22 protein-coding genes are annotated in these 26,178 nt (G+C 70.5%); 13 read left to right on the top strand and 9 right to left on the bottom strand.

From position 1 onward, the window contains the following. Positions 1-69: 69 nt before the first annotated feature. The 3 genes from ilvN to miaA form a co-directional block, all read right to left on the bottom strand. Positions 70-585, bottom strand: coding sequence for an acetolactate synthase small subunit (gene ilvN, locus FSB78_RS06270; protein WP_147080937.1), 516 nt, complete (start codon positions 583-585; stop codon positions 70-72). Between the two features lie 127 nt (positions 586-712). Further along, the gene (locus FSB78_RS06265) at positions 713-2,470 is read right to left on the bottom strand and encodes an acetolactate synthase 3 large subunit (RefSeq protein ID WP_147080935.1); all 1,758 of its coding nucleotides are present in this window, start codon (positions 2,468-2,470) and stop codon (positions 713-715) included. A gap of 87 nt (positions 2,471-2,557) precedes the next feature. Beyond that, positions 2,558-3,478 carry a tRNA (adenosine(37)-N6)-dimethylallyltransferase MiaA gene (gene miaA / locus FSB78_RS06260; RefSeq protein ID WP_147084052.1) on the bottom strand — a complete coding sequence of 307 codons (921 nt, stop codon included), beginning with the start codon at positions 3,476-3,478 and terminating at the stop codon, positions 2,558-2,560. Here miaA and serB point away from each other — a divergent pair. Then, complete coding sequence (serB, locus tag FSB78_RS06255; protein WP_147080932.1) at positions 3,477-4,358, top strand: phosphoserine phosphatase SerB; 882 nt, start codon at positions 3,477-3,479, stop codon at positions 4,356-4,358. The genes miaA and serB overlap by 2 nt on opposite strands. Before the next feature lie 91 nt (positions 4,359-4,449). Here the strand turns inward: serB and FSB78_RS06250 are convergent, their stop codons facing one another. Both FSB78_RS06250 and FSB78_RS06245 read right to left on the bottom strand, forming a co-directional pair. After that, positions 4,450-4,935, bottom strand: coding sequence for a hypothetical protein (locus tag FSB78_RS06250; RefSeq protein WP_147080929.1), 486 nt, complete (start codon positions 4,933-4,935; stop codon positions 4,450-4,452). 59 nt (positions 4,936-4,994) lie between these two features. After that, entirely contained in the window at positions 4,995-6,050 is a 1,056-nt protein-coding gene (locus FSB78_RS06245) for an SPOR domain-containing protein (protein WP_147080926.1), read from the bottom strand. A 167-nt stretch (positions 6,051-6,217) separates the two neighbouring features. Between FSB78_RS06245 and FSB78_RS06240 the strand changes: the two genes are divergently transcribed. Genes FSB78_RS06240 through FSB78_RS06230 form a run of 3 tightly spaced genes read left to right on the top strand, consistent with a single transcriptional unit; the run spans position 6,218 to position 8,771 of the window. Next, a complete protein-coding gene (locus tag FSB78_RS06240) occupies positions 6,218-6,931 on the top strand; it encodes a ParA family protein (protein WP_147080922.1) in 714 nt (237 codons plus the stop codon). After that, positions 6,931-7,458, top strand: coding sequence for a hypothetical protein (locus tag FSB78_RS06235; protein ID WP_147080919.1), 528 nt, complete (start codon positions 6,931-6,933; stop codon positions 7,456-7,458). Before FSB78_RS06240 ends, FSB78_RS06235 begins: the two co-directional genes overlap by 1 nt. Positions 7,459-7,469: 11 nt before the next feature. Beyond that, positions 7,470-8,771 (top strand): SPOR domain-containing protein, encoded by a 1,302-nt coding sequence (locus tag FSB78_RS06230; RefSeq protein ID WP_147080916.1) that lies wholly within the window; start codon positions 7,470-7,472, stop codon positions 8,769-8,771. A 36-nt stretch (positions 8,772-8,807) separates the two neighbouring features. Here the strand turns inward: FSB78_RS06230 and FSB78_RS06225 are convergent, their stop codons facing one another. After that, the gene (locus FSB78_RS06225) at positions 8,808-9,275 is read right to left on the bottom strand and encodes an Lrp/AsnC family transcriptional regulator (RefSeq protein WP_147080913.1); all 468 of its coding nucleotides are present in this window, start codon (positions 9,273-9,275) and stop codon (positions 8,808-8,810) included. 185 nt (positions 9,276-9,460) lie between these two features. Between FSB78_RS06225 and FSB78_RS06220 the strand changes: the two genes are divergently transcribed. Then, on the top strand, positions 9,461-11,230 hold the full coding sequence (locus FSB78_RS06220) for a sensor histidine kinase (protein ID WP_242008073.1): 1,770 nt from the start codon (positions 9,461-9,463) through the stop codon (positions 11,228-11,230). Continuing rightward, positions 11,227-12,222, top strand: coding sequence for a polysaccharide deacetylase family protein (locus tag FSB78_RS06215; protein ID WP_242008072.1), 996 nt, complete (start codon positions 11,227-11,229; stop codon positions 12,220-12,222). The genes FSB78_RS06220 and FSB78_RS06215 overlap by 4 nt, the downstream gene beginning before the upstream one ends. Before the next feature lie 27 nt (positions 12,223-12,249). Here the strand turns inward: FSB78_RS06215 and FSB78_RS06210 are convergent, their stop codons facing one another. After that, entirely contained in the window at positions 12,250-13,746 is a 1,497-nt protein-coding gene (locus tag FSB78_RS06210; RefSeq protein WP_242008071.1) for an 8'-apo-carotenoid 13,14-cleaving dioxygenase, read from the bottom strand. Beyond that, entirely contained in the window at positions 13,743-14,075 is a 333-nt protein-coding gene (gene hmuQ, locus FSB78_RS06205) for a heme-degrading protein HmuQ (RefSeq protein ID WP_147080908.1), read from the bottom strand. The genes FSB78_RS06210 and hmuQ overlap by 4 nt, the downstream gene beginning before the upstream one ends. Before the next feature lie 133 nt (positions 14,076-14,208). Between hmuQ and FSB78_RS06200 the strand changes: the two genes are divergently transcribed. Then, positions 14,209-16,605 (top strand): hypothetical protein, encoded by a 2,397-nt coding sequence (locus tag FSB78_RS06200; protein WP_242008067.1) that lies wholly within the window; start codon positions 14,209-14,211, stop codon positions 16,603-16,605. Positions 16,606-16,650: 45 nt separating this feature from the next. Here the strand turns inward: FSB78_RS06200 and mepK are convergent, their stop codons facing one another. Beyond that, positions 16,651-17,199, bottom strand: coding sequence for a peptidoglycan L,D-endopeptidase MepK (gene mepK, locus FSB78_RS06195; RefSeq protein WP_147080906.1), 549 nt, complete (start codon positions 17,197-17,199; stop codon positions 16,651-16,653). Between the two features lie 193 nt (positions 17,200-17,392). Here mepK and FSB78_RS06190 point away from each other — a divergent pair, with 193 nt between their 5' ends. From FSB78_RS06190 to FSB78_RS06165, 6 genes are all read left to right on the top strand, one after another. Then, complete coding sequence (locus tag FSB78_RS06190; RefSeq protein WP_147080904.1) at positions 17,393-18,823, top strand: L,D-transpeptidase family protein; 1,431 nt, start codon at positions 17,393-17,395, stop codon at positions 18,821-18,823. A gap of 106 nt (positions 18,824-18,929) precedes the next feature. Beyond that, positions 18,930-21,311, top strand: coding sequence for a membrane-bound PQQ-dependent dehydrogenase, glucose/quinate/shikimate family (locus FSB78_RS06185; RefSeq protein ID WP_147080902.1), 2,382 nt, complete (start codon positions 18,930-18,932; stop codon positions 21,309-21,311). A gap of 124 nt (positions 21,312-21,435) precedes the next feature. Further along, positions 21,436-22,953 carry a TolC family protein gene (locus FSB78_RS06180; RefSeq protein WP_242008066.1) on the top strand — a complete coding sequence of 506 codons (1,518 nt, stop codon included), beginning with the start codon at positions 21,436-21,438 and terminating at the stop codon, positions 22,951-22,953. Then, on the top strand, positions 22,950-23,951 hold the full coding sequence (locus tag FSB78_RS06175) for an HlyD family secretion protein (RefSeq protein ID WP_147080900.1): 1,002 nt from the start codon (positions 22,950-22,952) through the stop codon (positions 23,949-23,951). Before FSB78_RS06180 ends, FSB78_RS06175 begins: the two co-directional genes overlap by 4 nt. Beyond that, positions 23,948-25,084 (top strand): ABC transporter permease, encoded by a 1,137-nt coding sequence (locus tag FSB78_RS06170; protein WP_147080898.1) that lies wholly within the window; start codon positions 23,948-23,950, stop codon positions 25,082-25,084. The genes FSB78_RS06175 and FSB78_RS06170 overlap by 4 nt, the downstream gene beginning before the upstream one ends. Continuing rightward, a complete protein-coding gene (locus FSB78_RS06165; RefSeq protein WP_147080895.1) occupies positions 25,081-26,157 on the top strand; it encodes an ABC transporter permease in 1,077 nt (358 codons plus the stop codon). Before FSB78_RS06170 ends, FSB78_RS06165 begins: the two co-directional genes overlap by 4 nt. The last annotated feature ends 21 nt before the right edge of the window (positions 26,158-26,178 follow it).

Raw genomic sequence — 26,178 nt, 5'->3', positions numbered from 1 at the left:
GCGCCCCGGGCGTTGGCGATCGGGGCACGGTGGACCCTGAACCGAGTTCAGGGTGACGAGGAATTTAGGTTACGCCGCGTCCTTGCCGCGGGCGATGGCGACGATGCCGGTTCTCGCGACCTCGATCAGGCCGACCTCCGCCATCAGCGTGACGAAGGTGTCGATCTTCTCGCGGCCGCCGGTGACCTCGAACACGAAGCTCGACGTCGTCGCGTCGACCACGCGCGCGCGGTAGACGTCTGCGAGGCGGAGTGCCTCGATCCGGTGGTCGCCGGTGCCGCGGACCTTCACCAGCGCGAGCTCGCGTTCGACGTGCGGCCCGAGCGCGGTCAGGTCGGTGACGCTGTGGACCGGGATCAGCCGGTCGAGCTGCGCGAGGATCTGCTCCATCGTCGCCGCGGACGCGGACGTGACGATGGTGATGCGGCTGACCGACTTGTCCGCCGTGATCTCGCTCACCGTCAGGCTCTCGATGTTGTAGCCGCGCGCGGTGAACAGGCCGGCGATCCGGGCGAGGATGCCGGGTTCGTTGTCGACGACGACGGCGAGCGTGTGACGCTCGGTGGGGGCGGTGGTGATGTGCATCAGATCCCCCTCCCATTCATGGGAGGGGTTAGGGGAGGGCATGTCCCGAACGACGCGCGTGCGTCGGACAGGCCCTCCCCCAGCCCCTCCCGCATGCGGGAGGGGAGCAGTTTCGCGTTGTTCTTCATTAAACCAGCGCCTTCGCTTCGTCGTCCATCGTGCCCGAGACCTCGTTGGCCTGGAGGATCATGTCGGTATGCGCCGCTCCGCTCGGGATCATCGGGAAGCAGTTGGCGAGCTTCGCGACGCGGCAGTCGACGATCACCGGGCCGTCATGGTCGAGCATCGCGGCGATCCCGGCGTCCAGCTCGTCGTTGGTCTCGATCCGGATGCCCTTCCAGCCATAGGCCTCGCCGAGCTTCACGAAGTCCGGCAGGGAATCGCTGTAACTCTCTGCATAGCGGCTCTCATAGGTGAGCTCCTGCCACTGGCGGACCATCCCCATATATTCGTTGTTGAGGATGAAGATCTTGACCGGCAGCCGGTATTGCGCGGCGGTGGCGAGCTCCTGGATGTTCATCTGGATCGACGCTTCGCCGGCGATGTCGATGACCAGCGCGTTCGGGTTGCCGAGCTGCGCGCCGATCGCGGCGGGCAGGCCGTAGCCCATCGTGCCGAGGCCGCCGCTGGTCAGCCATTTGTTCGGCTGTTCGAACCCGTAATAGAGCGCCGCCCACATCTGGTGCTGGCCGACCTCGGTGGTGATGATCGGGTTGCGCGCGTGCGTCGCCTCCCACAGCGCGCGAATGGCGCGCTGCGGTGCGATCTCGTCCGCGGTCTCGGGGAAGTCGAGGCACTTGATCGCGCGCCAGCCCTTGATGCGCTGCTGCCACTCGGTGGTGTCGGGCTTCGGGTGCTGGCGCGCCTTCCAGATCCGCACCATGTCCTCGAGCGCGTGGCCGACATCGGCGATGATCGCGAGGTCGACGCGCACCGTCTTGTTCACCGACGAGCGATCGATGTCGATATGCACCTTCCGGCTGTTCGGGCTGAACGCGTCGAGGCGGCCGGTCACGCGGTCGTCGAAGCGGGACCCGAGCGCGACGACGAGGTCGGCCTGGTTCATCGACATGTTGGCTTCGTAGGTGCCGTGCATGCCGAGCATGCCGAGCCAGTGCTCGCCACTCGCGGGATAGGCGCCGAGGCCCATCAGCGTCGACGTCACCGGAACGCCGGTGAGGCGCACCAGCTCGCGCAGCAGCTGCGACGCTGCCGGACCCGAATTGATGATGCCGCCGCCGGTGTAGAAGATCGGGCGTTCGGCGGCCGCGATCATGTCGACCAGCGTCTCGATCTGCTTCTGGTCGGCCTTCACCTGCGGGCGATAGGTCTTGTGCTGGATCGGGCCGGGCTTCGCATAGCGCGCGGTGGCGACCTGGACGTCCTTGGGGATGTCCACGACCACCGGGCCGGGGCGGCCCGACGTGGCGATGTGGAACGCCTCGTGGATCACGCTGCCGAGCTTCGCCGGGTCCTTCACGAGATAATTGTGCTTGGTGCAGTGACGCGTGATGCCGACGGTGTCGGCCTCCTGGAACGCGTCGGTGCCGATCAGGCCGGTCGGCACCTGGCCGGTGATCACCACCATCGGAATCGAGTCCATCAGCGCGTCGGTGATCCCGGTGACCGCGTTGGTCGCGCCGGGGCCCGACGTCACGAGCACGACGCCTGGCTTGCCGGTCGAGCGGGCATAGCCCTCGGCGGCGTGCGTAGCGGCCTGTTCGTGGCGCACCAGGATGTGCTTGATCCGCGAGCCGTTCGCGTTGGCGCGGAACAGCGCGTCGTAGATCGGCAGCACGGCGCCACCCGGATAGCCGAAGACGACCTCCACACCGAGATCGCCCAGCGCCTCGATCAGGATATCGGCTCCGCTTTTCTCGGCCATGTCACTACGTCCTTCGTGGTTGTGCGGGCTCCTTAGCGCCCTGTGGGGGCTGCGGCTAATGGTATTTATAGTGCGCGTCAACCGTATCTATTGAAACATTGTTGCGAATTGCTGCGCCTGCTCTGAATCCGATAGCCTTGTCCAGGCGGCGGGGGGCTGGTTGCGGAACCAGGTATATTGGCGCTTGGCGTAGCGGCGGGTGACGAGGCGCAGCGCGTCGAGGGTGGTCGTATGGTCCGCCCCTCCGGCGAGCAACGCCGCGATCTCGGGGACGCCGATGGTGCGGCGGATCGGGGCCTCGGGGGGCAGGTCGGCGCGGGCGAGCAGGCAGGCGACCTCGTCGGTCGCACCAGCGTCCAGCATCTGCGCGGCGCGCGCGTCGATTCGGTCGAACAGCCAGTCGCGGTCGGGGAGGAGGATGCCGGCGCCGAGCGCGATGCGATCGCCGATCCCGCCGGTCGGGACCGCGTGCCAGTCGGCGAGCGTGCGACCGGTCGAACGGACGACTTCCAACGCACGGGCGACGCGGGTGGTGTCGTTGGCAGACAGGCGCTGGGCGGCGTGCGGGTCTTCTAGCGCCAGCGCGGCATGTGCCTGCGCGACGGGGAGCGCGCGGACGGTGGCACGGATGTCGGCGTCGATGTCCGGGATCGGCGCGATGCCGTCGATCAGCGTGCGAAGGTAGAGGCCGGTACCGCCGACGAGGATCGGGAGCTTGCCCTCGCCCAGCGCGGTCTCGATCGCGGCGCGCGCTTCGGACGCCCAGCGCGCGGCGGAGTAGCTGGTGTCGGCGGCGTCGACATGGCCGAACAGGACGTGGGGGGCTTGCGCTTCTTCCTCGGGCGAGGGGCGCGCGGTGAGGATGCGGAGGTCTGCATAGACCTGCGCGGAGTCCGCGTTGATGACGACGCCGTCATGCGCGCGGGCGATCGCGACCGCGAGCGCGGACTTGCCGCTGGCGGTCGGCCCTGCGATGAGCGCGACCCTCGGACGGTCGGAGATAACCATGTTCATCGCAACGTTGATAGCAGCAGGAACGCTGACCGCAGGCGATATTTCGAGCGCGATGGACCGCCTGGCCGCGGCGGGCTGCGCGCCGGCCGGGCAGGGGTGGATCGACGAGGGGTACGCCGCCGACCTGCTGTTCGGCATGGCACCCGACGCCGCGCGAAGCGCGCTGGAGGGCGCGTTCGCGCGGACCGACGTCGTCGTGCAGCCGAGCTTCTCGCGCACCAAGACGCTGCTGATCGCCGACATGGATTCGACGATGATCACGGTCGAATGCATCGACGAACTCGCCGACTATGCGGGGATCAAGCCGCAGATCGCCGAGATCACCGAACGCGCGATGCGTGGCGAACTCGATTTCGAGGCGGCCCTGGACGCGCGCGTGGCGCTGCTCGAGGGGCTGGACGAGCGCGAGATCGCGCGCTGCCTGGCCGAGCGGGTGACGATCATGCCGGGGGCGAAGGCGCTGGTCGGCACGATGCGGGCGCGGGGCGCGCGGACGGTGCTGGTGTCGGGCGGGTTCACGCGGTTTGCCGAACCCGTGGCCGCCGAGATCGGGTTCGAGCGCGCGATCGCCAACGTGCTTGAGATCGCCGACGGGGCGCTGACGGGGACGGTGACCAAGCCGATCGTCGGGTCGCACACCAAGCTGGCGACGCTGCAGGCGGCGATCGCCGAGCACGGGCTCGCGCCCGAGGCGACGCTGGCGGTCGGCGACGGCGCGAACGACCTCGCGATGATCGAGGCGGCGGGGCTGGGGGTCGCCTATCACGCCAAGCCGATCGTCGCGGCGGCGGCGGCGGCGCGGATCGATCACGGGGACCTGACGGCTTTGTTGTATGCGCAGGGGATCGCGCGGAGCGAGTGGGTTCTGGCTTGATTGCGTCATCCCGGGCGTGTCCCGGGATCCAGGGTTACGAACGCTGAGGCCTACAACCCTGGATCCCGGGACGAACCCGGGATGACGGCTATCAGGCGGCCTTGAGCGGCGTACCCGCGACCTCGCAGACATAGCGCGCCAGTTCCTCGCGGAGCGGCAGGCCCTTGATCGGCCGCAGCGGCCCGTCATGCGCGATGTTGGTTTCGACCAGCGCGCGGTTGGGCCCGGTGCCGAGGACGTGGAACAGGCGCTTGTCGCAATCGACCTCCGCGCGCGCATAGGCGACGCGACCGGCATGCTCCTGCCGGATGATGGCGATGTGCGTGTCGGTCAGCGCCTTGCGCTCGCGCAGCAGATAATAGCGCGAGCCGCTGTCCGACGGCGTCGGGATCAACCGGCCGGCGATCCGGTCGGGCTCGCGCGCCGGCCGGGCGACCTCGGTTTCCGCGAGATTGCGGATCGAGACGGTGTCGCCGGCTCCGGTATCGGCGGCATTGCCCGCGGTCGTCGAGCTTGGCGAACAGGCGCAGGCCAGGCCAGCGCCGGCAACCGCCAGCGCGAATTTCGTGAAACGCATTACATCTTTCTCCCGGTCGATGTCAGACCGGAACGACCTAGCGGGGCTATTGATCCGTGTCAGGGTGCGACGATGACGCAGGGCTGCCCGGAGGCGGCGCAGGCGCGCGTCGCCGCGGCCTTCGAGCCGAAGCCGCCGGCCTGGAGGCGGGTCACCGTGCCGGCCTTGACGTAATAGGGCTGTGCGCCGCCGAGCTTGCCGCGGATGCGGTTCCACAGCGCCTCGGCATTGCCGGGCGTACCGAACGCGCCGAGCTGGATCCGCCAGTTGCCCGAAGGGGCCGCGGGCTTGGGCTCGGGCTTCGGTGGCGCCTTCGCCACGGCCTTGGGCGTCGGAGCAGGCTTTGCCACCGGCGCCGGTCGCGTCGCGGGAGCGGGGGTAGCGCGCGGCGGCGTCGTGCGCGTCGGCGCGGATGCGGCCGTGGTCTGGGCGACCGTCGGGCGTGGCGGCGCGGCAGCGACCTGCGGCGCGGGCTGGCGCGAGGGTGCGGTCGGCCGTTCGTTGGCGACCGTCTGGCGCGGGCGCGTGCCGGTCGGCGCAGGCGTCATGCGGGTCTGCGCGGCATATTGCTGGGCGAGGGCTGTGCCCTTTTCGCGATCCGCGGGCGAGATATACTGGTCCATCTGCGCGAGCGTCTGCGAGGCCGATTGCAGCCCCGACGCCGAGGCGCGCGTCATCAGCGCATAGGCGCGGGGATAGTCGCGCGCGACGCCGTCGCCGTTGAACAGCATCGTGCCGAGCACCAGCTGCGTACGAGGTTCGCCACGCGCGACCGATTTCTCGAGCCACGGCAGCGCCTCGGTCTTCTTGCCCGACTGGAACAGCGCGAGCCCGTAATTGTCCTCGGCCTGCAGGTGCCCCTGGACCGCGGCCTTGCGGAACCAGCTCTCGGCGAGCCCCGGATCGAGCGGCACGCCGCGACCGAGCTTGTACGCCTGCGCCAGGTTGAACTGCGCGTCGGCATCGCCGGCGATCGCGAGCGGCCGCCATTCGGCGACGGCCTTGAGGAAGTCTCCCCTGGACCAGGCATCGACGCCGGCCTTCACGTCCGCCCCGGCAGGCAGCGCCGCGCCCATCAGCCCCGCCGCCACCGCGCCAAAAATCAGCTTCCGCATCGTCCCACCCCAACCAAGTCCATGCCCGCATAATGCCGCCCTTCCGCAGCGAACGCAAAGGGGAAGGGAAACGGGATATTCACCATATCGGGTCGTGATGCCGCGTTAACCGGTTCTTAGCCCCCGGCGTGCCATTGCTCCGGTCAATTGGCGGAGTTCGGGGGACTATGCGCGTTCTGGCGTTGGCATCACAAAAGGGGGGGTCGGGCAAGACCACCCTGTCTGGACATCTGGCCGTGCAGGCGCAGCTGGCCGGGCAAGGTCCGGTCGTGCTGATCGATATCGATCCGCAAGGCTCGCTGTCCGACTGGTGGAACGAGCGCGAGGCGGAATATCCCGCCTTTGCCCAGACGACCGTCGCCCGGCTCGCCGCCGATCTCGAGGTGCTGCGCCAGCAGGGCTTCAAGCTGGCGATGATCGATACGCCGCCGGCGATCACCGTCGCGATCCAGAGCGTGATCGCGGTCGCCGAGCTGATCGTCGTGCCGACCCGGCCGAGCCCGCACGATCTTCGCGCGGTGGGCGCGACCGTCGACCTGTGCGAGCGCGCGGGCAAGCCGCTGATCTTCGTCGTCAACGCCGCCACTCCCAAGGCGCGGATCACCGCCGACGCCGCGGTCGCGCTGTCGCAGCACGGCACGGTGGCGCCGATCACGATCCACCAGCGCACCGATTTCGCCGCGTCGATGATCGACGGCCGCACGGTCATGGAGGTCGACCCCAAGGGCAAGTCGGCCGCCGAGATCACCGCCTTGTGGGTCTATATCTCCGACCGGCTCGAGAAGAACTTCCGCCGCACGGTGTTCAGCGTGCCGACCGCGCCCGCCGCCTACGGCCAGCGCAGCGCGTCGAGCGGCTTCGGTCGCCGGGTGGTCGGGTGATGGCACAGCCCAAGGCTCTCGCGTCGCTGTCGTCGACGCTGCTCGCGCGCAAGGGTACCGCACGTCCGGCAATGCGCCCGCAGGGGTTCGGCGGCGGGTTCGCGACGATGGCGTCGACCGCCGACGATCTCGGCTGGAACGACATGGGTGCGCCCGAGCCGGATCAGGCCGTTCATACGCCGGTGCCTGCCCCCGTGCCGGTGCCCGCCGTGCTCGTCGAACGCGAGGAACTGAAGGCCGAGATCGAGCGCGTGGCATCGGAAGCCGCACCGGTCGCGGTGAAGCTGGTGTCGGTCGCCACCGCGACGCGGATCGGGCGCGAGAGTGCCGCACTGACCAAGAAGTCGAAGGCCGCGTTCACGCTGCGTCTCGAGACCGAGCGCCATCTGCGGCTGCGGCTGGCGAGCGCGGTCACCAATCTTTCGTCCCAGAAGCTTGTGACCCAGGCGCTGGACGCATTCCTCTCGTCCTTGCCGGAGGTGGACGCGTTGATCGCGCAGCTGCCGTCGGCAAAGACGGCGAAATAGGGGCTCTTCCGATGAAGACCAAATTCCTGATGGCCGGTCTGTCCGCGCTGGTGCTCGGCGGCCCGATGGTCGGATGCACGGCGAACGGCAACGGGGTGGCGTCGGCCAGCGATCGTGCCGGCGCGCTGGCGGCCAAGAGCGCGGCGAGCAATGCGGGCCGTGCACAGAGTGCGCTGGCGAAGAACAACGGACAGGCCGCGATCGGCTTTGCCGAGAGCGCGGTCGCGCTGATGCCGCGGTCGGCGGAATATCGGCAGCTGCTGGCGCAGAGCTATATGCAGGGCGGGCGGTTCGCGTCGGCGACGCAGGCCTATGGCGACGTGCTGTCGCTGTCGCCGGGCAACGGCAAGGCGGCGCTCAACCTGGCGCTGTCGCAGGTCGCGACCGGCGACTGGCAGGCCGCGCGGACGACGCTTGCGACCTATGCGGGCGTGATCCCGGCGAGCGATCGCGGGCTGGCGCTGTCGCTGGCGGGTGATACGGCGGGGGGCATCGAGGTGCTGACCGCGCTGGCGCGCTCGCCTGCGACGACGGCCAAGGTCCGGCAGAACCTGGCGCTCAGTTTCGCGCTGGCGGGCAACTGGCAGGCGGCACGCGTCGTCGCGGCAGCCGACATGGCGCCGGGCGACGTCGATGCGCGGCTCGAGCAATGGGCGGCGTTCGCGCAGCCCGCCAGGGCGTCCGACCAGGTCGCAGGGTTGCTCGGCGTGCGCGCGGTGCAGGATGGCGGCCAGCCGGTCGCCCTCGCGTTGAACACCGCGCCGGTCGCGCGCGATGCCGATCCGCAGGCGCTGGCCGCGGTCGCGCCGGTTGCCGAAGCCCCGATGGCGACGTCGCCGGTGGCGGTTGCGATGGCCCCGGCTGCGAACGGCGCGACGAAGATCACCTATGCCCCGCGGCAGGAAGTCGTCCAGGCGCTGCCCGCGATGCTGTTGCGGCCGGCCGGCGCGATGAAGGTCGCGTTGGCATCGCGCCCGGCGGCCACGGTTGCGGACACGGCACGCAAGCCCGCGACCGGCAACTGGTTCGTCCAGCTCGGCGCGTTCGACAGCGCGGGCGTTGCCAAGGATGCCTGGGGTCGGGCGACGCGGCGGTTCGCCGCCTTTGCCGGCCACACGCCCAACGGGATGAACTTCCGCGCGAAGGGTGAGGACTTCTATCGCCTGTCGGTTGGCGGGTTCAGCCGTGCAGACGCCGATTCGGTCTGCCGCCAGTATCGTGCGCGCGGCGGGACCTGCTTCGTCCGCCTGAACGCGGGCGACCAGATGGCGCAGTGGGTTCGCAAGACCGGGATGCAGCTGGCTTCCCGGTAAGCGCGCCGCCGGGATAACGGCGCGCCCGCTGGCGCGTCAGTCCAGCGTCACGGGGATGCCCGACAACGCCTTTGCGGTCCGGATGGTCAGCGAGGTCTTCACGCTCGCGACGTTCGGCGCGGGCGTCAGATGCGTCGTCAGGATCTCCTGAAAGCTCTTCAGGTCCGCCGCCACGATCTTCAGGATGAAGTCGATTTCACCGTTCAGCATATGACATTCGCGAATTTCGGGAACATCGGCGATATGCTGCTCGAACGCGGTCAGGTCGTGCTCGGCCTGGCTGCGCAGGCTGACCATCGCGAACACCGTGATCGGGAAGCCGAGCTTCCCGGCGTCGAGATCGGCGTGGTAGCCTCGGATCGCCCCGGCTTCTTCGAGCGCGCGGACGCGGCGCAGGCAGGGCGGCGCGGTCAGCCCGACGCGATCGGCGAGATCGACGTTCGTCATCCGGCCGTCGGCCTGCAACAGCGACAGGATCTGCCGATCGATCCGGTCAAAAGTCATTTCAGCATTACTCCCAAGACATTGCGATCCGCGCTGTCACACACCCCCATAGCGATAAGATAATTGCGGCGAAACGCAATTGTCCCACATTGCGACGCGATGAAATCGCCTGTTCCTTCCGCGTGTGGAGCGCGGTAGTGCAGGGCGACGGCGCGCGTTCCCGAAGCGTCGGTCCGGGGGTGCCTGTGCGGTTCGACGACAGCCTGAAGACGGTGCTTTCCGCCGACATGGCGACCGGCTTCGGCGCGCAGTCGGCATGGCGCCAGCTGGTCGACCTGATGGGTCGCGGGCGTGCGGTCGCGGACGAGTCCGCGATCGAGCGGTTGCGCGTGCTGCGCGAGGCGGTGCCCGCGAGCGTACGCGCCGCGAGTGCGCGTGCGCTGGCGTTCGCGTCGCCCGGGGCCGCGTTGGTCGGGTTCTTCGCCGAGGACGAACTGGCGATCGCCGCGCCCGTGCTGCGCATGGTGACGTTGCCTGCGGCGGACTGGCTCGGCCTGCTGCCGCGGCTGTCGCCGACGGGGCGGTCGGTGCTGCGCCATCGCCGCGACCTGCCCGCCGAGGTCGCGCGGGGGCTGCAGAGTTTCGGTGCGGTCGATTTCGTTCTGCCGCAGCCCGAGCTGGTCGCCGAGACCTTCGTCGAACCGGTGGTCGAGACGGTGGTGGAGTCCGCCCCGGCGGTCGAGCCCGTGCCTGCGCCTGTCGCGACGCCCGGCGTCGTGGCCGCACCGCTCAGCGAGACCCCGTTCATGGCGCTCGGCGACATCGCCCGTGGCCTGCCGGTGGTCGCGCAGGCGTTCCGCCACATCGCCGCCGAGCGATCGAGCGACCCCGCGCGGTTCGAGATTTCCGACCTGGTCGCGCGGATCGACGCCTTCAATCGCGACCGGGTGATCCCCCCTGCGCCGCCGGTCGCGCCACGGGTCGAGGCGGAAAGCTTCCGGTTCGAGACCGACGCGAGCGGCGTCATCCGCTGGATCGAGGGGGTCACGCGCTCGCCGTTGGTCGGGGTCTCGCTGGCACACGCCACCCGGCAGGGCGACGCGCAGGTCGACGGCGTCGTCGCCGGTGCCTTCCGGCGCCGGTCGCGCTTCGGCGATGCACGGTTGCAGGTCGGCGGGCAGTCCGATGCGGCGGGCGCGTGGCGGATGTCGGGGATCCCGGCGTTCGATCACGACAGCGGGCGCTTCACGGGCATGCGCGGCACCGCGCGCCGGCCGCGCGCCGACGAGGTCGCGGAACGGATGGCGGCGACGTCGCCCGTCTCCGATTCGCTGCGCCAGCTGGTCCACGAACTGCGTACGCCGACCAACGCCATCGCCGGCTTTGCCGAACTGATCGAGACCGAGCTGCTGGGGCCGGTGTCGCCGACCTATCGCGAGCGCGCGACCGCGATCCGCACCCAGGCCGGCGACCTGCTCGCCGCGATCGACGACCTCGATACCGCCGCGCGGATCGAGGGGCACGCGCTCGACCTGCGCCCGACGATCGTGCCGGTGGTGCCGCTGCTCGAGCGTGTCGTGCGCGACCTGGCGCCGCTCGCGAGCCTGCGTGGCGCGACGCTGCTGGTCGATCCGGGCAGTTCGGACTGCGCCATCGCAGGGGACGACCGCGTCGTCGAGCGGCTGGTCGGTCGCCTGCTGGCCGCGCTCGTCTCGGCCTGCGGGCAGGGCGAGCGGATCGGCATCGCAACGGGCACCGCGGCCGGCGAGGTCTCACTGGCGTTCGATCGCCCGCGCGCGCTTCCGGCACATGCGGGCGACACGCTGCTCAGCATCGATGCCGAGGACGAGATCGAGGGCGCACCGCTGCTAGGCACGGGCTTCACGTTGCGGCTGGTGCAGAACCTCGCCGGCGAGCTGGGCGGTGGGCTCACGATCGATGTTAATCGCCTGACCCTGCGCCTGCCCTCGGCACGGGATCGCGGTCTGGGGCAGGCGTCCGACACCGTCCGGTGACCGCCGGGCCCGCGTACCGCGTACCGCCCGCCACCGACGCGCAGAGAGTGGCGTGGCCGGCGTCGTTCGGCACGCGCTACACCGTCTTCGTCGACGTCGAGGAGGAGTTCGATTGGCGCAAGCCGTTGGATAGGGCGAACCGCGCGACGACGGCGATGGCGGGATTTGCCGATGCGCATCGCCGGTTCGTCGACCACGGCATCGCGCTCGCCTGCCTGATCGACCATCCGATCGCGACCGATCCCGCCGCCGTCGCCATCCTGTCGCGCGTGGTGGAAGATGGCCGCTCCGAGATCGGGACTCAGCTCCACCCCTGGGTCAACCCGCCATTCGACGAACCCGTCACGCCGGTGACGAGCTATGCGGGGAACCTGCTCCCGGCGCTCGAGGCGGCGAAGATCGATGCGCTGACCGACCGGGTCGCGGACGCGTTCGGCCGGCGGCCGCGCGTCTATCGCGCGGGGCGCTACGGGATCGGGCCGCGCACGGTCGCGCTGCTCGCCGAGCGCGGGTACCGGATCGATAGCTCGGTGCGTCCCGGCTACGACTACAGCGCGGATGGCGGGCCCGATTTCACGGCGCTCGACAGCGGCGCCTATCGCACCGGCGGGCTGGTCGAACTGCCGCTGACGACGGTGTTCACCGGCGGTTTGCGGCGGTACGGCGCGCCGCTGCACCGGGCGCTCGGTCGCGTTCCGCGGGGCCGCGGCGTGTTCTCCCGCGCGGGGCTGCTGTCACGGATCGCGCTGACCCCGGAGGACATGCCGATCGAGGCGGCGATCGAGGCGGTCGACGTTGCCGTGGACGATGGCGTGCGCCTGCTGACCTTTTCGTTCCATTCGCCGTCGCTGGTGCCCGGCCATACGCCCTATGTGCGCGATGCAGCGGACCTGGCGCGGTTCCACGGCTGGTGGGACCGGATGGCGACGCATCTCGCACGCCGCGGCGTCGCCAATGCCACGATCGAGGACATCGTCGCCGCGCTCGGCTGACCGGGGCGACCGGGCGGGGGCGGCCCCCTACGCGCGTCGGGGTCCGGTGGCCGGACCGGCGGATTGGAGCCAGGCACCATGGATGCCGGGCGGGATGCGGTGGGGAATCGTGATGGACGCGACGGGGGATGCCTGCAGGTCCCTCGCATCGAGGATCTCCAGCGCACTGCTGGTACCGTCTGCGTCGATCACGAACCCCAGCAGCCAGCCGTCATCCTCGTCCGCATCGGGCGCGCGCGGCACGAAGACGAACTCGCCGGCGATGCGTCCCGGCCCGAACGCGTGCAGCTGCCGCGTGCCGCGCGCCAGATCATGCTTGATCAGCGGGGCCTCGCCGACCAGCGTGTCGGTCAGCTGCTCGGGCAGGCCAAGCGCATAGGCGTAGCGATAGGGCAGGCCGGTGCGGCGTTCGTCGATCGTCGGCAGTTCCTGCGGCGCGAAGTCGATCGGGCGCTGCTCCACCGTCCCGGTCTCCGGATCGATCGTCCAGCGCTCGAACCCGCGCGGCTGTTCGTCGGGCGCCAGATTGTCGCCGGCGAACATGCGGTCATAGGCGATGACGTCGAGCACCACGCGCCCGTCGGGCAGGTCGTAGGCGTTGGCGGTGTGGAACACGAAGCACGGATCGAGCGCACACCAGCGGATGTCCTCGGCACCGCCCTCCCGCGGCAGCAGCCCGATCCGGGCCGGGTGCTTCTCGTTCCAGCGGTAGGGAAAGCCGTGCCCCGCCAGTACCGTGCGCATCGACAGGGTGAGCGGCAGGTCCATGACGACGACATAGCGTTCGGTGATGGCGCAGTCGTGGATCAGCGGTCCGTGCGCGACCGGAATCGTAACCGAGCGCCGGACCGTGCCCGCGACGTCGATGACGTTGTAGCGGACGCGCTTGGGGTCGGTCGCCTCGTAGCAGAGCGCGTGAAGCTCGCCCGTCGCCGGATCGCGCCGCGGGTGGGCGGTGAACGAGCCGGGCAGGGTGCCGCCGAAATCGTCGTAGCGCTGGCCCTCGAGATGCTCGTCGAACCGGACCGGGGTGCTGCCCGCCTCGACCAGCGCCCAGCCGCTCCCGGCGTGGTGCAACACGCTGGTGTTGACGGTATCGAAGACGTGCCGCGGTCCGGGGGCGGCGGGCACCTGCCTGGCGGCGGCGACGTCGGTCGAGCGGATCCAGCGATTGCGATACCAGTGCGCGCGACCGCCTGCGATGCGCACGCCGTGCAGCATGCCGTCGCCGGTGAAGAAATGGTAGGCGCGCGGGTCCGCTGCGACCGGGTTGGGACCGATGCGAACATAGCGGCCGTCGAGCTCGGGCGGGATGCTGCCCACGACCGCGAGGTCGGTGAGGGTCAGCTCCTTGGTCATCGGCTGGTGGATGCCAGTCAGCAGCGGGTGCGGCGCATCGCGCGGCGGCAGTCGGCTCTTGTTGAACGCGGCGATGCCACCAACGATCGGCCCGGCGACCGCGCTCACGGCCCGGTCGATCGCGAGTTCGACGCGGCTGGCGATCGCCGATCGCCTGGCCGTCACGAAGCGGCGCCCGTCGACGGCGTCACCGTCTGGATGATCTCGAAGCCCTCGAAGCGGGGTGGCCCGAGATACAGCGGCGCGTGGTTGCCCGCCCCGCGGTGCGCGGCGCGGAACGCGTCCGAGCGCGTCCACGCCTCGAAATCCTCGCGGGATTGCCACGTCGTGTGCGACGAATAGAGAACATGGTCGTCGGCCGCCGGCCCGCGCAGCATGCTGAACGCGACGAACCCGGGGACGCCGGCCAGATGCGAATCGCGCGACAGCCAGAGCTCCTCGAAGGCAGGCGCCTTGTCGGGAATGACCTGGAAACGGTTCATGGCGATGAACATGCGCGCGGGCTCCTGCGTCTGACGGACAACCGCAAGATGGGGCGCGGTCGGCCCGGATACGAGGGCCGCATCGCGCGGGCCCGAACGGCCCGAACGGATTGCCACGCGGTCGCAGACGGTTATGACCGTCGCCGTGACGTCGATTGCCCTTGTCCTCCGAGCGATTGTCCGCCGTGCGATGCGCGGGATCGCCTGCGTGGCGACGGCGGGGCTCGGCATCGGTCCGGCCGCCGCGGAGACGACGGCGTTCGACCTGGCGGGGCCGGTGTTGCGTATCTCGGTGACGCATGGCGGCGAGACGCTGCCCTTGTCGCAGGTGCCCAATCTGTCGGCCGGCGACCGGCTGCGGATCGCAGCTGAGCTGCCGGCGGGGCAGGGCGCGCGGTACCGGCTGGTGCTGGCGTTCCTGCGCGGCGCGACCAATCCGCCACCCAAGAACTGGCTGGTCTCGGCCGAGACCTGGAAACCGAAAAAGGCGACCATCGACGCGGTCGTGCCCCAGGGCGCGGGCCAGGCGGTGGTGCTGATGGTGCCGGAGACGGGCGGTGCGCTCGACGCGGTGGGGTCCGCGATCCGCAGCCGGCCGGGCGCGTTCGTGCGCGCGTCGCAGGAACTCAACCAGGCGATGCTCGACCGCGCGCGGCTCGAGACGTTCGTCGACCGCGTGACCCGGCGCGATCCCGCTGCGCTCTCGGCAGTGTCGCCGCAGCTCGCGCGCAGCCTGGCGGTCAAGCTCGATACCGACTGCCTGCTCCGCCAGCCCGACGCGCGCGTCGCCTGCCTGACGCAGGGGAGCAACGCCGCGGTGCTCGCCGACGGGCAGACCAGCTCGATCGCGCAGACGCTGGCCGGTGCGCCCGCTGACATCGCGCTGCAGCTCAGCTCCACGCCGCAGGCCGGGTTCGGCTATTACAGCCCCTATGTCGGCGTGATCCGCGACGTCGCGCGTATCTTCGGCGCGTTCCAGTCGGCGCAACTCCAGTTCATCCCGGCGCTGGGCGTCCAGCACGGCCCGACGACCGCGCTGCTGCTCAACACGGTGCCGTCGTTCCGCAAGCCGCAGTCGGTCCTGGTGGCCGCACTGCCGAGCGTAGCACCCCCCGCGCTGCCGCCGCTGTCCGCCGGCGACGAGAGCGCGTTATGCGCCACTCAGCCCGGTCTGGTGCTGCCGGTCAGTGGGGCGCCGCTGGTATTCGCGACCGACTATGCGCGGCAGATGGCCGTGCGGCTGACGGGCTCGGGCGGCCGCGTGATGGAGATCCCGGCTACCGCCGACCCGGCACGCGGCGGCTATGTGCTCGGCGCGGCGGACGCGACCGCGTTCGGGCCGGGCACGCAGGCGACGCTGCACGGCCTGTGGGGTTTCCAGCCGTTCGACGGACCGACGTTCCGGCTGGTGGCCCCCGCCGGTCGCAGCTGGCGGGCAGCGGGGGATGCGACGCTGGTCGTCGGACGCGAGACGCCGTTGCGGCTCACCGGGGCCGCTGCGGCATGCGTCACCACGGTGGCGATGGAGCGCGGCACCGGCCCGGTACAGGGCGTGGCGTGGCGCGCGGACGGGGCGGACGCGCTGGCGCTGAAAGTGCCGCTCGCCGGTGCCGGCCCGGGCGACGTGACGATCGTCGTGAGCAGCCAGGGCGCGACCGAGCCGCAGCGGATCCGGATCCGTGCGTTCGCCGAAGCCAGCCGGATCGCGAGCTTCGACCTGCGCGCGGGCGACCGGGGCGGGGTGCTGACCGGCACGCGGCTCGACCAGGTGGCGGCGCTCGACATCGACGGAGTCGAGTTCCGGCCAGGCCCGCTCGAGCGCAGCGGCGCGACCGACCGGCTGCCGATGACGACAGACATGGCCGCGGTCGGTGCGTTGCAGCCCGGGCAGTCGCGCGAGGCCAGGGTCACGCTCAACGACGGTCGCGTGGTACCGTTGAAGATGACCGTCGCGCCCGCGCGCCCCGCGGCCACGCTGGTCGGCAAGACGGTCGAGCGGATCGGGCCGGCACCCGCGCTGCCCCTCGCGCTGTCGGGCGACGAGCTGGTGCCCGCGGACGCGCGGCTGACATTCTCGCTGCGCGCGGAGGGGGCGACGCGCCTGACCGCCGGCACCGTGGTGGAGGTGACGGCCGGCGAGAGCCTGCCGGTGGTGGCGCTTCCCTTGCGGCTGCAGGATCCACGGGTCGGGATCGCGGCTTTCGTGCCCTCCGTCACGCTGGGCGATTCGGCGCATGGGCCGCTTCGCTTCCGGCTGGTCCAGAATGGCGTTGCGGGCGACTGGCAGCCGCTCGCGACGCTCGTGCGGCTGCCGACACTCACCGCGCTCCGCTGCCCGCCTGCGGGCGGACGATGCATGCTGGCGGGCGACGGATTGTTCCTGGTGCGCAGCGTGTCGGACGGCACCGACGCGCCGGCCACCGCGATCCCCGACGGCTTCACCGGCGGGACGATCGAGGTGCCGCGACCCGCGAGCGGACGACTGGCGGTGTCGCTGCGGGACGCACCCGAGGCTCCGGTTAGTCTGGCAGTCGCGCCTTAGGCAGCAGCCCCCGGGCCATCGTCGCGGGAAACGCCGACGCGCGGATCAGCTCCAGTGGCGCACGGGGCCGGTGTCGACGTGGACGAAGCCATCGTGCGGATAATAGCCGACGCCGCCGCCCCGCAGCGACAGGGCGGCATCCCGCAGGCGCGCGAGCGGCACGCCGGGAATCGCGATGTCGGTCGCCTTGCCGAGCATGTGCTGGCTGTTGCTGGCGACCCCGTGCGAGCGCGCATGCATCGCGCCGTTCGTCTTGGGACTGCGATAGCCGCAGACCAGCTTCAAGGGGCTGCGCGGGGCGACGTCGAGGCGGTCGCGGACATCGACCAGCAGGTCGAGCAGCCTGGGATCCATCGTCCGCGTCGCGCCCGTCCGCCAGTCGCGCATGGCGTGGTTGAGCTCGGCCAGCCCCTCGGGCCGATAGCGGCCATTGGCGAAGAAGCAGGCGTCGTAATGCTCCCCGGTGTTCGCGTTGGTCAGTTTGAGGCGGCGTTCCGGCGTGCGTGCGGACACCCGTTCGGACAGGGCCGCCATGACGAGGGCGGCGGTCCCGCCGTTGATGAGGGCGCGGCGCGAGAGCAGGGATTGGGGCATGGGGGTTCCGGTCGAAGATTGTCCCCGCCTTACAGCATGATCGGGTGAATCTTTCGTTGCCGCGCGGGCGTTGGTCGCAGCGCGCGAACGGGCCGGCTCAATCGGTTTGAAGCGAATAGATCGCGACCCGGGCGGAAATGCGGAGCCGACCGGGTCCGGGTGCGTTCAACGAGCAAGTCATGGGGAGTAATGCGTGCGTTCGATCTTCACTAAGTCATTGGCACTGGGGCTGTTGCTGCCTGCCTGTAGCGTCCAGGTGGTGCCGGACCAGAGTGCTGCATCGAACGCCGCGGCGTCGGCCGAGGCCGCAAAGTGGAGCGACCGGACGGCGGCGCAGTTGCGCAACGCGATCGATGCCCGCGCCACCCACAGTCTCGACCAGGTCGATTTCGGCGCGGCAGCGAACGACGACGCGGGCCGTACCGCCCAGGCGCTGCGCTTCGCCGGAGCGTTGGCGCGCGGTGCGACCGATCCTTCGAAACTCTACGAGGTGTACAGCGTCCCGCGGCCCGCGCCCGATCTGAAGGCGGGACTGGCGGCGGCGCTCGCCGCCGGTGACCTGACGGGGTGGCTGGACGGACTGGCGCCGCAGGACGCCAATTACAAGAAACTGTCGGATGCCTATCGCGCGCTGCGACGCGACCCCCAGGCGCCGGTTGCCGCGATTGCCAGCACCGGCGAGGCGATCGAGCCGGGCGCGGCCGATCCGCGCCTGCCCGCGATCGCGCGCGAACTGGCGGTCCTCGACTATCTCGCGCCCGACGCCGCGTCCGGCGACCGGTACACGCCCGCGATGGTGGCCGCGGTACGGCGGATGCAGGCGGACTATGCGATGAAGCCCGACGGGATCATCGGCGGCGAGGCGCTCGCGATCCTCAACATGTCGGACGTCGACCGCTCGCGCGCGATCGCGGTGGCGATGGAACGGCTGCGCTGGCTGGAGCGGACGCCGCCCGCGACGCGGATCGACGTCAACCTCGCCGCGGCACGGCTGACCTATTGGCGCGACGGGAAGATCGCCGACAGCCGCAAGGTCGTGGTCGGCGAACCCGATACCGAGACGCCGCAGCTCGGATCGCCGATCTTCCGCCTGGTCGCCAACCCGACCTGGACGGTGCCGCGTTCGATCCAGAAGAAGGATCTCGCCAGCAAGGGCGCAGGCTATCTCAAGGCGAACAACATGGTCTGGAAGAACGGCTGGATCGTCCAGCAGCCCGGGCCGAAGAACTCGCTCGGGCTGGTAAAGTTCGACATGCAGAACGAGCATGCGATCTATCTTCACGACACGCCAGCAAAGGCGCTGTTCGCCGAGGTCCAGCGCCAGCGCAGCCATGGCTGCGTCCGCGTTGAGGATGCGCTGGGGTTCGCCGACATGCTGGCACGCGACGGGGGCGTGTACGAACAGTGGCAGCAGGCGCGCGCGACGGGCAAGGAGACGTTCGTCAAGCTGCCGCGCCAGATCCCGGTCCGGATGCTGTACCAGACGGTGCTGTTCGACGATGCCGGCGAGCCGATCGTGCGCAACGATCCCTATGGCTGGGACGACCGCGTCGGCACGGCACTGGGGTTCAAGGCCGGAAAGGCGTTGCGCGTCGAGAGCGGTGCTGCCGATGTCGGCCCCTGAGAAGCGCGCTGTTCCGGGTGAACCGGCGATGAATTCTTTGTCATGAAGCAGCCTGTCCGCTTATCCTACGTTAGCTGAACGAGGACACCGGGCGGAGCGAACTGGCATGAGACGAATTCTGGCACGCGCGCTCGGGTGGATCGTCGCGATACTCGGCGGATTCTTCGCCGTCGCGGGCGCGGTGTTGGTGGCGTGGCATGGGTCGCCCTATTACCTGATCGCGGGTCTTGCGATGATCGTCAGCGGTGCGCTGGTCGGTCGGCAGGACCCGCGCGGCAGCTGGCTGTTCCTGGGGATCTGGATCGGGACGCTCGTCTGGGCGGTGTGGGAGGTCGGGTTCGACGGCCTGCAGCTCGTGCCGCGGGTCATCGCGCCGACCGTGCTGCTGGTCCTGATCCTGCTGGTGAGCTGGCACCGCGGCGGCACCGCGCGGCGGCGGACGGGCCTTGGGCACGCCGCACCCGCCATCGCGGCCGGCGTTGCAGTGTTGTTCGTCGCGACGCTCGCGGTCCGCGGACGGGCGGTCGAGGCGCAGGCGCCGGCGCACGCCATGCGCGCCGGCCCTGTATCGCCTGGCAGCGAAGCGGATGGCGACTGGACGGAATATGGCGGCACCGCGTCGGGTCGGCGCTATTCCTCGCTCGCCGACATCACCCCGGCCAACGCCGATCGCCTGACGCTCGCCTGGACCCAGCGCACCGGCGACCTGCCGGTCGCGGCGGAGACCACCGAGCACAAGCGCGAATATCATTCCGAGGCGACACCGATCCATATCGGCAACACGCTCTACACCTGCACGCCGCATTCGTTCGTCCAGGCGATCGACGCGACCACCGGGCGGACGCGGTGGAGCTGGCACGAGGCGGCGAGCGTCAAGGGCAACAACTATCTCGTGTGCCGCGGCGTCGCCCATTTCGAGGCGCCGGCGGGGACGCCGTGCCCGCACCGCATCTTCGCGCCGACCTTCAACGCGCGGCTGGTCGCGCTCGATGCGGAGACCGGGCGGGTGTGTCCGAGCTTCGGCCAGAACGGCAGCATCGACCTGCGCGCGAACATGGGCGTCTCGAAGGCGTCCGACCAGATCGGGACGTCGCCGCCGATGGTCGTCAACGGGCGGCTGATCATCGGCGAGCGCATCACCGACAACGTCAACCGCAACATCCCCAGCGGCGTCGTCCGCGCCTATGATCCCGTCTCGGGCGCACCGGTCTGGGCGTGGGACGTCGGCCGGTCGCAGGACGCCATCGCGCCCTTGCCCGCGGGGCAGGTCTATACGCGCGGGACGCCGAATGTCTGGGGTGCGATCACCGCGGATGCCGCGAACGGCATCGTCTATCTGGGCACGGGCAACGCGTCCCCGGACTATTGGATCGGCTATCGCCGGCCGTTCGACGACCGGTTCGGGAGCTCGATCGTCGCGCTGGACGTCGCGACCGGCAAGCTGCGCTGGAGCCGCCAGCTGGTGCATCACGACATGTGGGACATGGACCTGCCGATCGGGCCGTCGCTGTTCGACTATCGCGCGCCCGACGGGCGGACGATTCCGGCGCTGCTGCAGACCACAAAGATGGGCCAGGTCTATTTCCTCAACCGGCTGACCGGCGCACCGATCGCCGCGGTGGCCGAGCGACCCGTTCGGACGGACGGCGCCACGCCCGGCGTCACGGTATCGCCGACGCAGCCCTTCTCCGTCGGGATGCCGTCGTTCACGCCGCCTGCGCCGAGCGAGAAGGCGACCTGGGGCGCGACGCCGATCGACCAGTTGATGTGCCGGATCGATATCCGGCGGTCGCAGGGCGCGGGCATCTATCAGCCGCTCGGCCTGAAACCCATCATCGGCCATCCCGCGTTCGACGGCGTGACCGACTGGGGCGGCGCCGCGGTCGACCCGGTGCGCGGCATCATGACCGTCAACACGATGGAGATGCCGTTCAAGCTGTGGCTGATGCGCCGCGACGACCCGCGCGTCGCGCCGCTGATGAAGCAGAAGCAGGGTGGCGAGAACGCGCGGCAGGCGCAGCTGCAGACGCAGTACAACACGCCGTACGTCGCGGTCGTCCAGGCGTGGATCGGCATCTTCGGCGCGCCGTGCAACGCCCCGCCCTGGGGCCATCTGACGGCGGTCGACCTGAAGACGCAGAAGGTGCTGTGGCGCGAAGTGCTGGGGACCGCGCGCGATACCGGGCTGTTCGGTTCGCATCTGGGCGTTCCGATCAAGACCGGCGTGCCGAACCTGGGCGGATCGATCGTCACGGCCGGCGGGCTCGCCTTCATCGCCGCGACCACCGACCAGTATCTGCGTGCGTTCGACCTCAGGACCGGTAAGGTGGTGTGGAAGGCACGGCTCCCGGCCGGCGCGCAGGCAACCCCGATGACGTATCGCGGTGCCGACGGGCGGCAATATGTCGTCATCACGGCTGGCGGGCACGGCGCGCTGGGGACGCGGTACGGGGATTACACGCTGGCCTATGCGTTGCCGCGCTCGTGACCGGTCCGGCGTTTCTGGAGAAGGCTGGCTAGCCAGTTCAGGAGCGCCGGCTCCGCTCGGCCTCCTCTGACGGCGGCTCGACATACGTCGCATCCCGCGCGATGCCCTGCTACAACGAAGCAGGGTGGCGATTTCGAGGGCGGCAACAGTGGCGGGCAAGTGGCATTGGTCGATGGCGACGGCGGTCGCGCTGGCAGCGCCCGTGCCCGTGTCGTCGGCTGCGGACGCCCAGACGGCGCTGAGTTTCGATGCGGCGCAAATGCGGTTCGACCGGACGTCGCGGGCAGTCAGCGCGGCCGATCACGGGGTCGACGCTGCGAAGGCGGGGGCCGACGCGATGCGGACGCTGCACCGGCCGATCGTCACTGCGTCGGCGCAGTATCTGGTCTACGAGAAGACGCTGTCGGTCGATCTTGCCGGGGCCAAGGGCGATGCGCTGGGCAGCACGCAGGATTTCCTCGCGTCCTTCCCCGCCAGCGTGCCGCCCGCTTACCAGCAGATCGCGAGCGAGATCACCGGCCGGCTGTCGCAGGCGCTGCCGGGACTGTTCGATGCGATCCCCGACCAGCTCAGCTACCGCTTCCGCGACGAGGTCTTCCGGCCGACCGTGCAGGCGGCGATGCCGCTCTATACGGGTGGCGCGATCCCGGCGATCCAGCGTGCGGCGCAGGGCGGGGTCGCAATGGCGGAGGGGCGGCGCGCGCAGGTGGTGGACCTGGCGCGGATCAATCTCATCCGTGCCTATTTCGGCCAGCAGGCCGCCGCGGGACTGCTCGATTCCGCGCGCCGCAGCCGCGATGCGCTCGACAAGATCCTCGCGGATACGCGCAAGCTGGAATCGGCGGGCGTCATTCCCCGCGCCCGCACGCTGGAAGTGCAGGTCGCGCGCGATACCGCCGAACGCGTGTATCAGCGCGCCGAGCTTTCCAGTGCGACCGCGCGCGACGAACTCGCCCGGCTGCTCGAGATCGACGGCGCGGTGGTGCCGACGACCGCGTTGTTCGTCCAGACGCGCCCGCTGGCGCCGGTCGAGACCTTCCTCGGCAGCGAGGGCAAGGCGCCGGAGGCCCGCACCGCGGACGCCGGGCGCCAGATCGCCGACGCCGGCGTCGCGCTTGCCCGGTCGCGCCGGTTGCCGCAGGCCTATGCGTTCGGCGAATACAACTTCAACCGCTCGAACGCGTTGCCGATCGAGCCGGACTGGATCGCGGGCGTCGGCGTCCGGTACACCATCCTCTCGAACATCGATCGCCGGCGTACCGAGGACGCCGCGCGCTCGCAGGCTGCCGCCGCCGCCGATACCGCCGCCGAATCGCGCCGGATCGCCACCAGCGCGACGATCCGCGCCTATAATCTCGTCGAGGGCGCACGCCGCTCGTTCGTCCTGCTCGACAGCAGCCTCGTCGCGGCGCGCGAGAATGTCCGCGTGCAGGCGGTGGCGTTCCGCGAGGGCGAGGGGACCGCGACGCCGGTGATCGCCGCGCAGGCCGCGCTCGACACCGCGGAGGCGCAGCGCATCGCGGTCGCCTATGAATACGACCTCGCGCTCGCCGGGCTGCTCGCATCGGCCAGCCGGCTCGACGCGTTCGGCACGCATCTCGCCCAGGCCGACCAGCGCCTCACCTACGGAACCGACCGATGAGCGACCCCACCGCCCCGCCGACCCGCCGCGCCCGCCTGCTGCTCTATGCCGGCCTGATCGTCGTCGTCGCGATCGTCGGGGTCGGGTTGTGGCTCGCGAGCCGTCCGGGGCCCGAGCAGATTCAGGGCATGGTCGAGGCGGACAGCGTCAACGTCGCGACCAAGGCGCTCGCGCGTGTCGACCGCCTGCTCGTCGACGAGGGCGCGCGCGTGAAGGCGGGGCAGGTGCTCGCCACGCTGTCGAGTCCGGAACTGGGCAATGCCGAACGCCAGGCGCAGGGTGTGCTCGACACCGCGCGGGCGCTCGATGCGGTGGCGCAGGCGGGTGCGCGCAGCGAGGATGTCGGATCGCTCCGCGCGATCTGGCGATCGGCACAGGCGGCGGCGGATCTGGGCGCGACGTCGAGCCGCCGCGCGGACACGCTCTATGCCGAAGGCGTGATCGCGGCGCAGCGCCGCGACGAGGCGCATGCGGCGCGCGACAGCAGCCGCATGTCCGCGGAGGCCGCGCGGCTGCAATATGAGAAGGCGCTCGCCGGGCCGCGTAGCGAGGACAAGCAGGCGGCGGCAGCGCAGGTTCGGATCGCGCAGGCGGGGCTGTCGACCGCGCAGTCGCTGATGACCGAGACCCGGCTGGTGTCGCCGATCGCCGGCGAGGTGTCGCGCAAGTTGCTCCAGCCCGGCGAGATCGTCAGCCCGGTGCTGCCCGCCTATCAGGTGATCGACATCGACCATCCCCATGTCGAGATCACGGTGCGCGAGAGCCAATATGCCGGCGTCCGTCCGGGCGGCATCCTGGTCGGCCACGTCCCGGCGCTGGCGCGCGACGTCCGGTTCCGGGTCACGCATATCGCGCCCGAGGCCGCGTTCGCGACGGTCCGCGCGACGCGGCAGTCGAGCGGCTACGACGTCCGGGCGTTCGCGGTCGAGCTGCGCCCGGTCGAGCGCGTGGCGGACCTGCGTCCGGGGATGAGCGTGCTGTTCGACTGGGCGCGATGAGCGTGTTCCGGCGCGCGCTGGCCGCGGAGCTCGCGCATCTGTGGCGCGACCGGTTCGACCTCGCGCTGCTGACCCTTGTGCCGCTGGTGTGCCTCGTTGTCATGGGCGGGATGCTGTCGCAGGGGTCGCCACGCGGGCTCGGCGTCGTGATCGTCGACCAGGATCGCAGCGCCGCGTCGCGGTCGATCGTCCGCGCGATCGGCGCGGTCGATGCGCTGAAGGTCGTCGACGACGTCTCCGGCCTGGCAGAGGGGCTCTCGGCGATCCGGCGCGAGCGCGCGGTCGCGGTGGTCGTGCTGCCGTCGGGTCTGGGCGGCAGGCGGGCGGATGCGACCCCGCGCACGATCGAGATCTTCTACCAGACCGCGTTCCTGTCGACAGGCGCGCTGACGTCGGCGCTGCTGCAGGCGACGATCACCGCGGACCTCGCGCGACAGGCGCCCGAGGACGCCGGCGTCGCGGGGGTGGCGCTGCTGCGCGTACCGCTGCCGGGCGTGGAGGTGACGTTGCTCGGCAATCCGTCCGCCAGCCTGGAATGGTATCTCGGGCTGCTGATCGGTCCCGCGATCCTCCACCTGCTGATCGCCGTGACCTGCGCGGCATCGCTCGGACGCGAGCTGGTCGATGGGTCGATGGGACCCTGGGCGGTGCGGGTCGGTGCGCCCGCAGCTGCGGCGGCGGGGCGGCTGGTGCCGCATGTCGTGGTGGGAACGCTCTGGCTGTGCCTGTGGCACGTGTGGCTGACGATCGGGCAAGGCTTCGCCTTCACCGGCGCGATCGGGCTCGTCGCGATCGGCGGGCTGTTGCTGTTCGTCGCGACCGCGGCGATTGCGACATTGCTCGTCACGCTGACCGGCGAGGTCGCCACCAGCCTGTCCGCGAGCGTGATCTATGCAGGGTCGGCGCTCGCCTATTCGGGCGCGTCGCTGCCCATCACCGGCGGCATCGTGGTCGCGCGGATCTGGAGCGCGATCCTGCCGCTCACCCATTATGTCACGCTGGAGATGGACCAGACGATCGGCGTCGACATCGCGGTATGGGCGAGGCAGGCCGCGATCCTCGCGCTCGCCGCGCTCGTCGCGGGCGGCGGGGCGACGCTGCTGCTGCGGCGGCAGGCGCGTCGATCGGCATGAGGTTCGCTCCAGCCTTCGAAGGCGCGCTCCTCGAGATACTGCGGACGCGCGACCTGGTCGCGGTCGCGGTGGTCTCGGTGCTGTTCTACGCCTTCTATTATCCGGCGCCCTATGCGCATCAGGTCGTCGAGGGGCTTCCCATCGTCATCGTCGATGCCGATCGCAGCGCCGTGTCGCGCGCGATCGTCCGCAACCTCGGCGCGTCGCACGAGGTCGAGATCGCTGCCGACGTCCCGGACATGGCGGCGGCGCGGGCGCTGGTGCGCAGCCGGCAGGCCGAGGGCATCCTGCTGATCCCGCGCGATCTGGGTCCGGCGCTGGTCGAGGGGCGGCCCGGCGGCGGGATCGCGGTGTGGCTGAACGGGGCCTATCTCCTGCGCGCGGAGGCGGTCGGCAAGACGATCGGCGCGGCGATCGGCGCGACGCTGGAGGGACGGCTGTCGGGGCTGGCGCGATCCGCGGCGGTGCCCGTCACGCCGGTCGTCACGCGCCCGCTGTTCAACACCACCCAAGGCTACCGCGACTATATCTTCCCGGCGGTCGCCAACATCATCCTGCAACAGACCTTGCTGTTCTCGGTCGCGCGCCTGATCGCCGAGCGGCGCCGCACCGGCCGGTGGCAGCGGGGGGCGTTCCTCGGCGTGTGGGCCGCGTGCACGACGATCGGGACCCTTGCCGGGCTGTTCTATTTCGGTTTGATCTACTGGCTGCAGGACATCCCGCACGGCGGCAACATCCCGGCACTGCTGCTGACCGTTCCGATATTCGCCGCGACGGTATCCGCACTCGCTATGACGATCGGCAGCCTGGTGAGGAGCGGCGACGACGCGCTGAAGTTGCTGATCCCGACGTCGATCCCGTTCGTCTTCCTGTCGGGATTCGCCTGGCCGCTGTTCGCGATGCCCGACTGGGTTCAGGCGATCGCGTGGATGATCCCCGTGACGCCTGCGACGCACATCTTCGTGCCGCTGAACCAGATGGGCGCATCGCTGGGCGAAGTCCGCGGTGCGCTCGCGGTTCTGGTGCTCCAACTCGCAGTCTTCGGGTCGGCGGCGGCCTACCGCTTGCGGTGAGCGCGGCCGGTATCGGGACGC

The organism is Sphingomonas ginsenosidivorax (assembly GCF_007995065.1).
Taxonomy (GTDB): Bacteria; Pseudomonadota; Alphaproteobacteria; order Sphingomonadales; family Sphingomonadaceae; genus Sphingomonas; species Sphingomonas ginsenosidivorax.
Note: the sequence above shows the minus strand (reverse complement) of the source record. Positions and strands in the feature narration are given on the sequence as shown.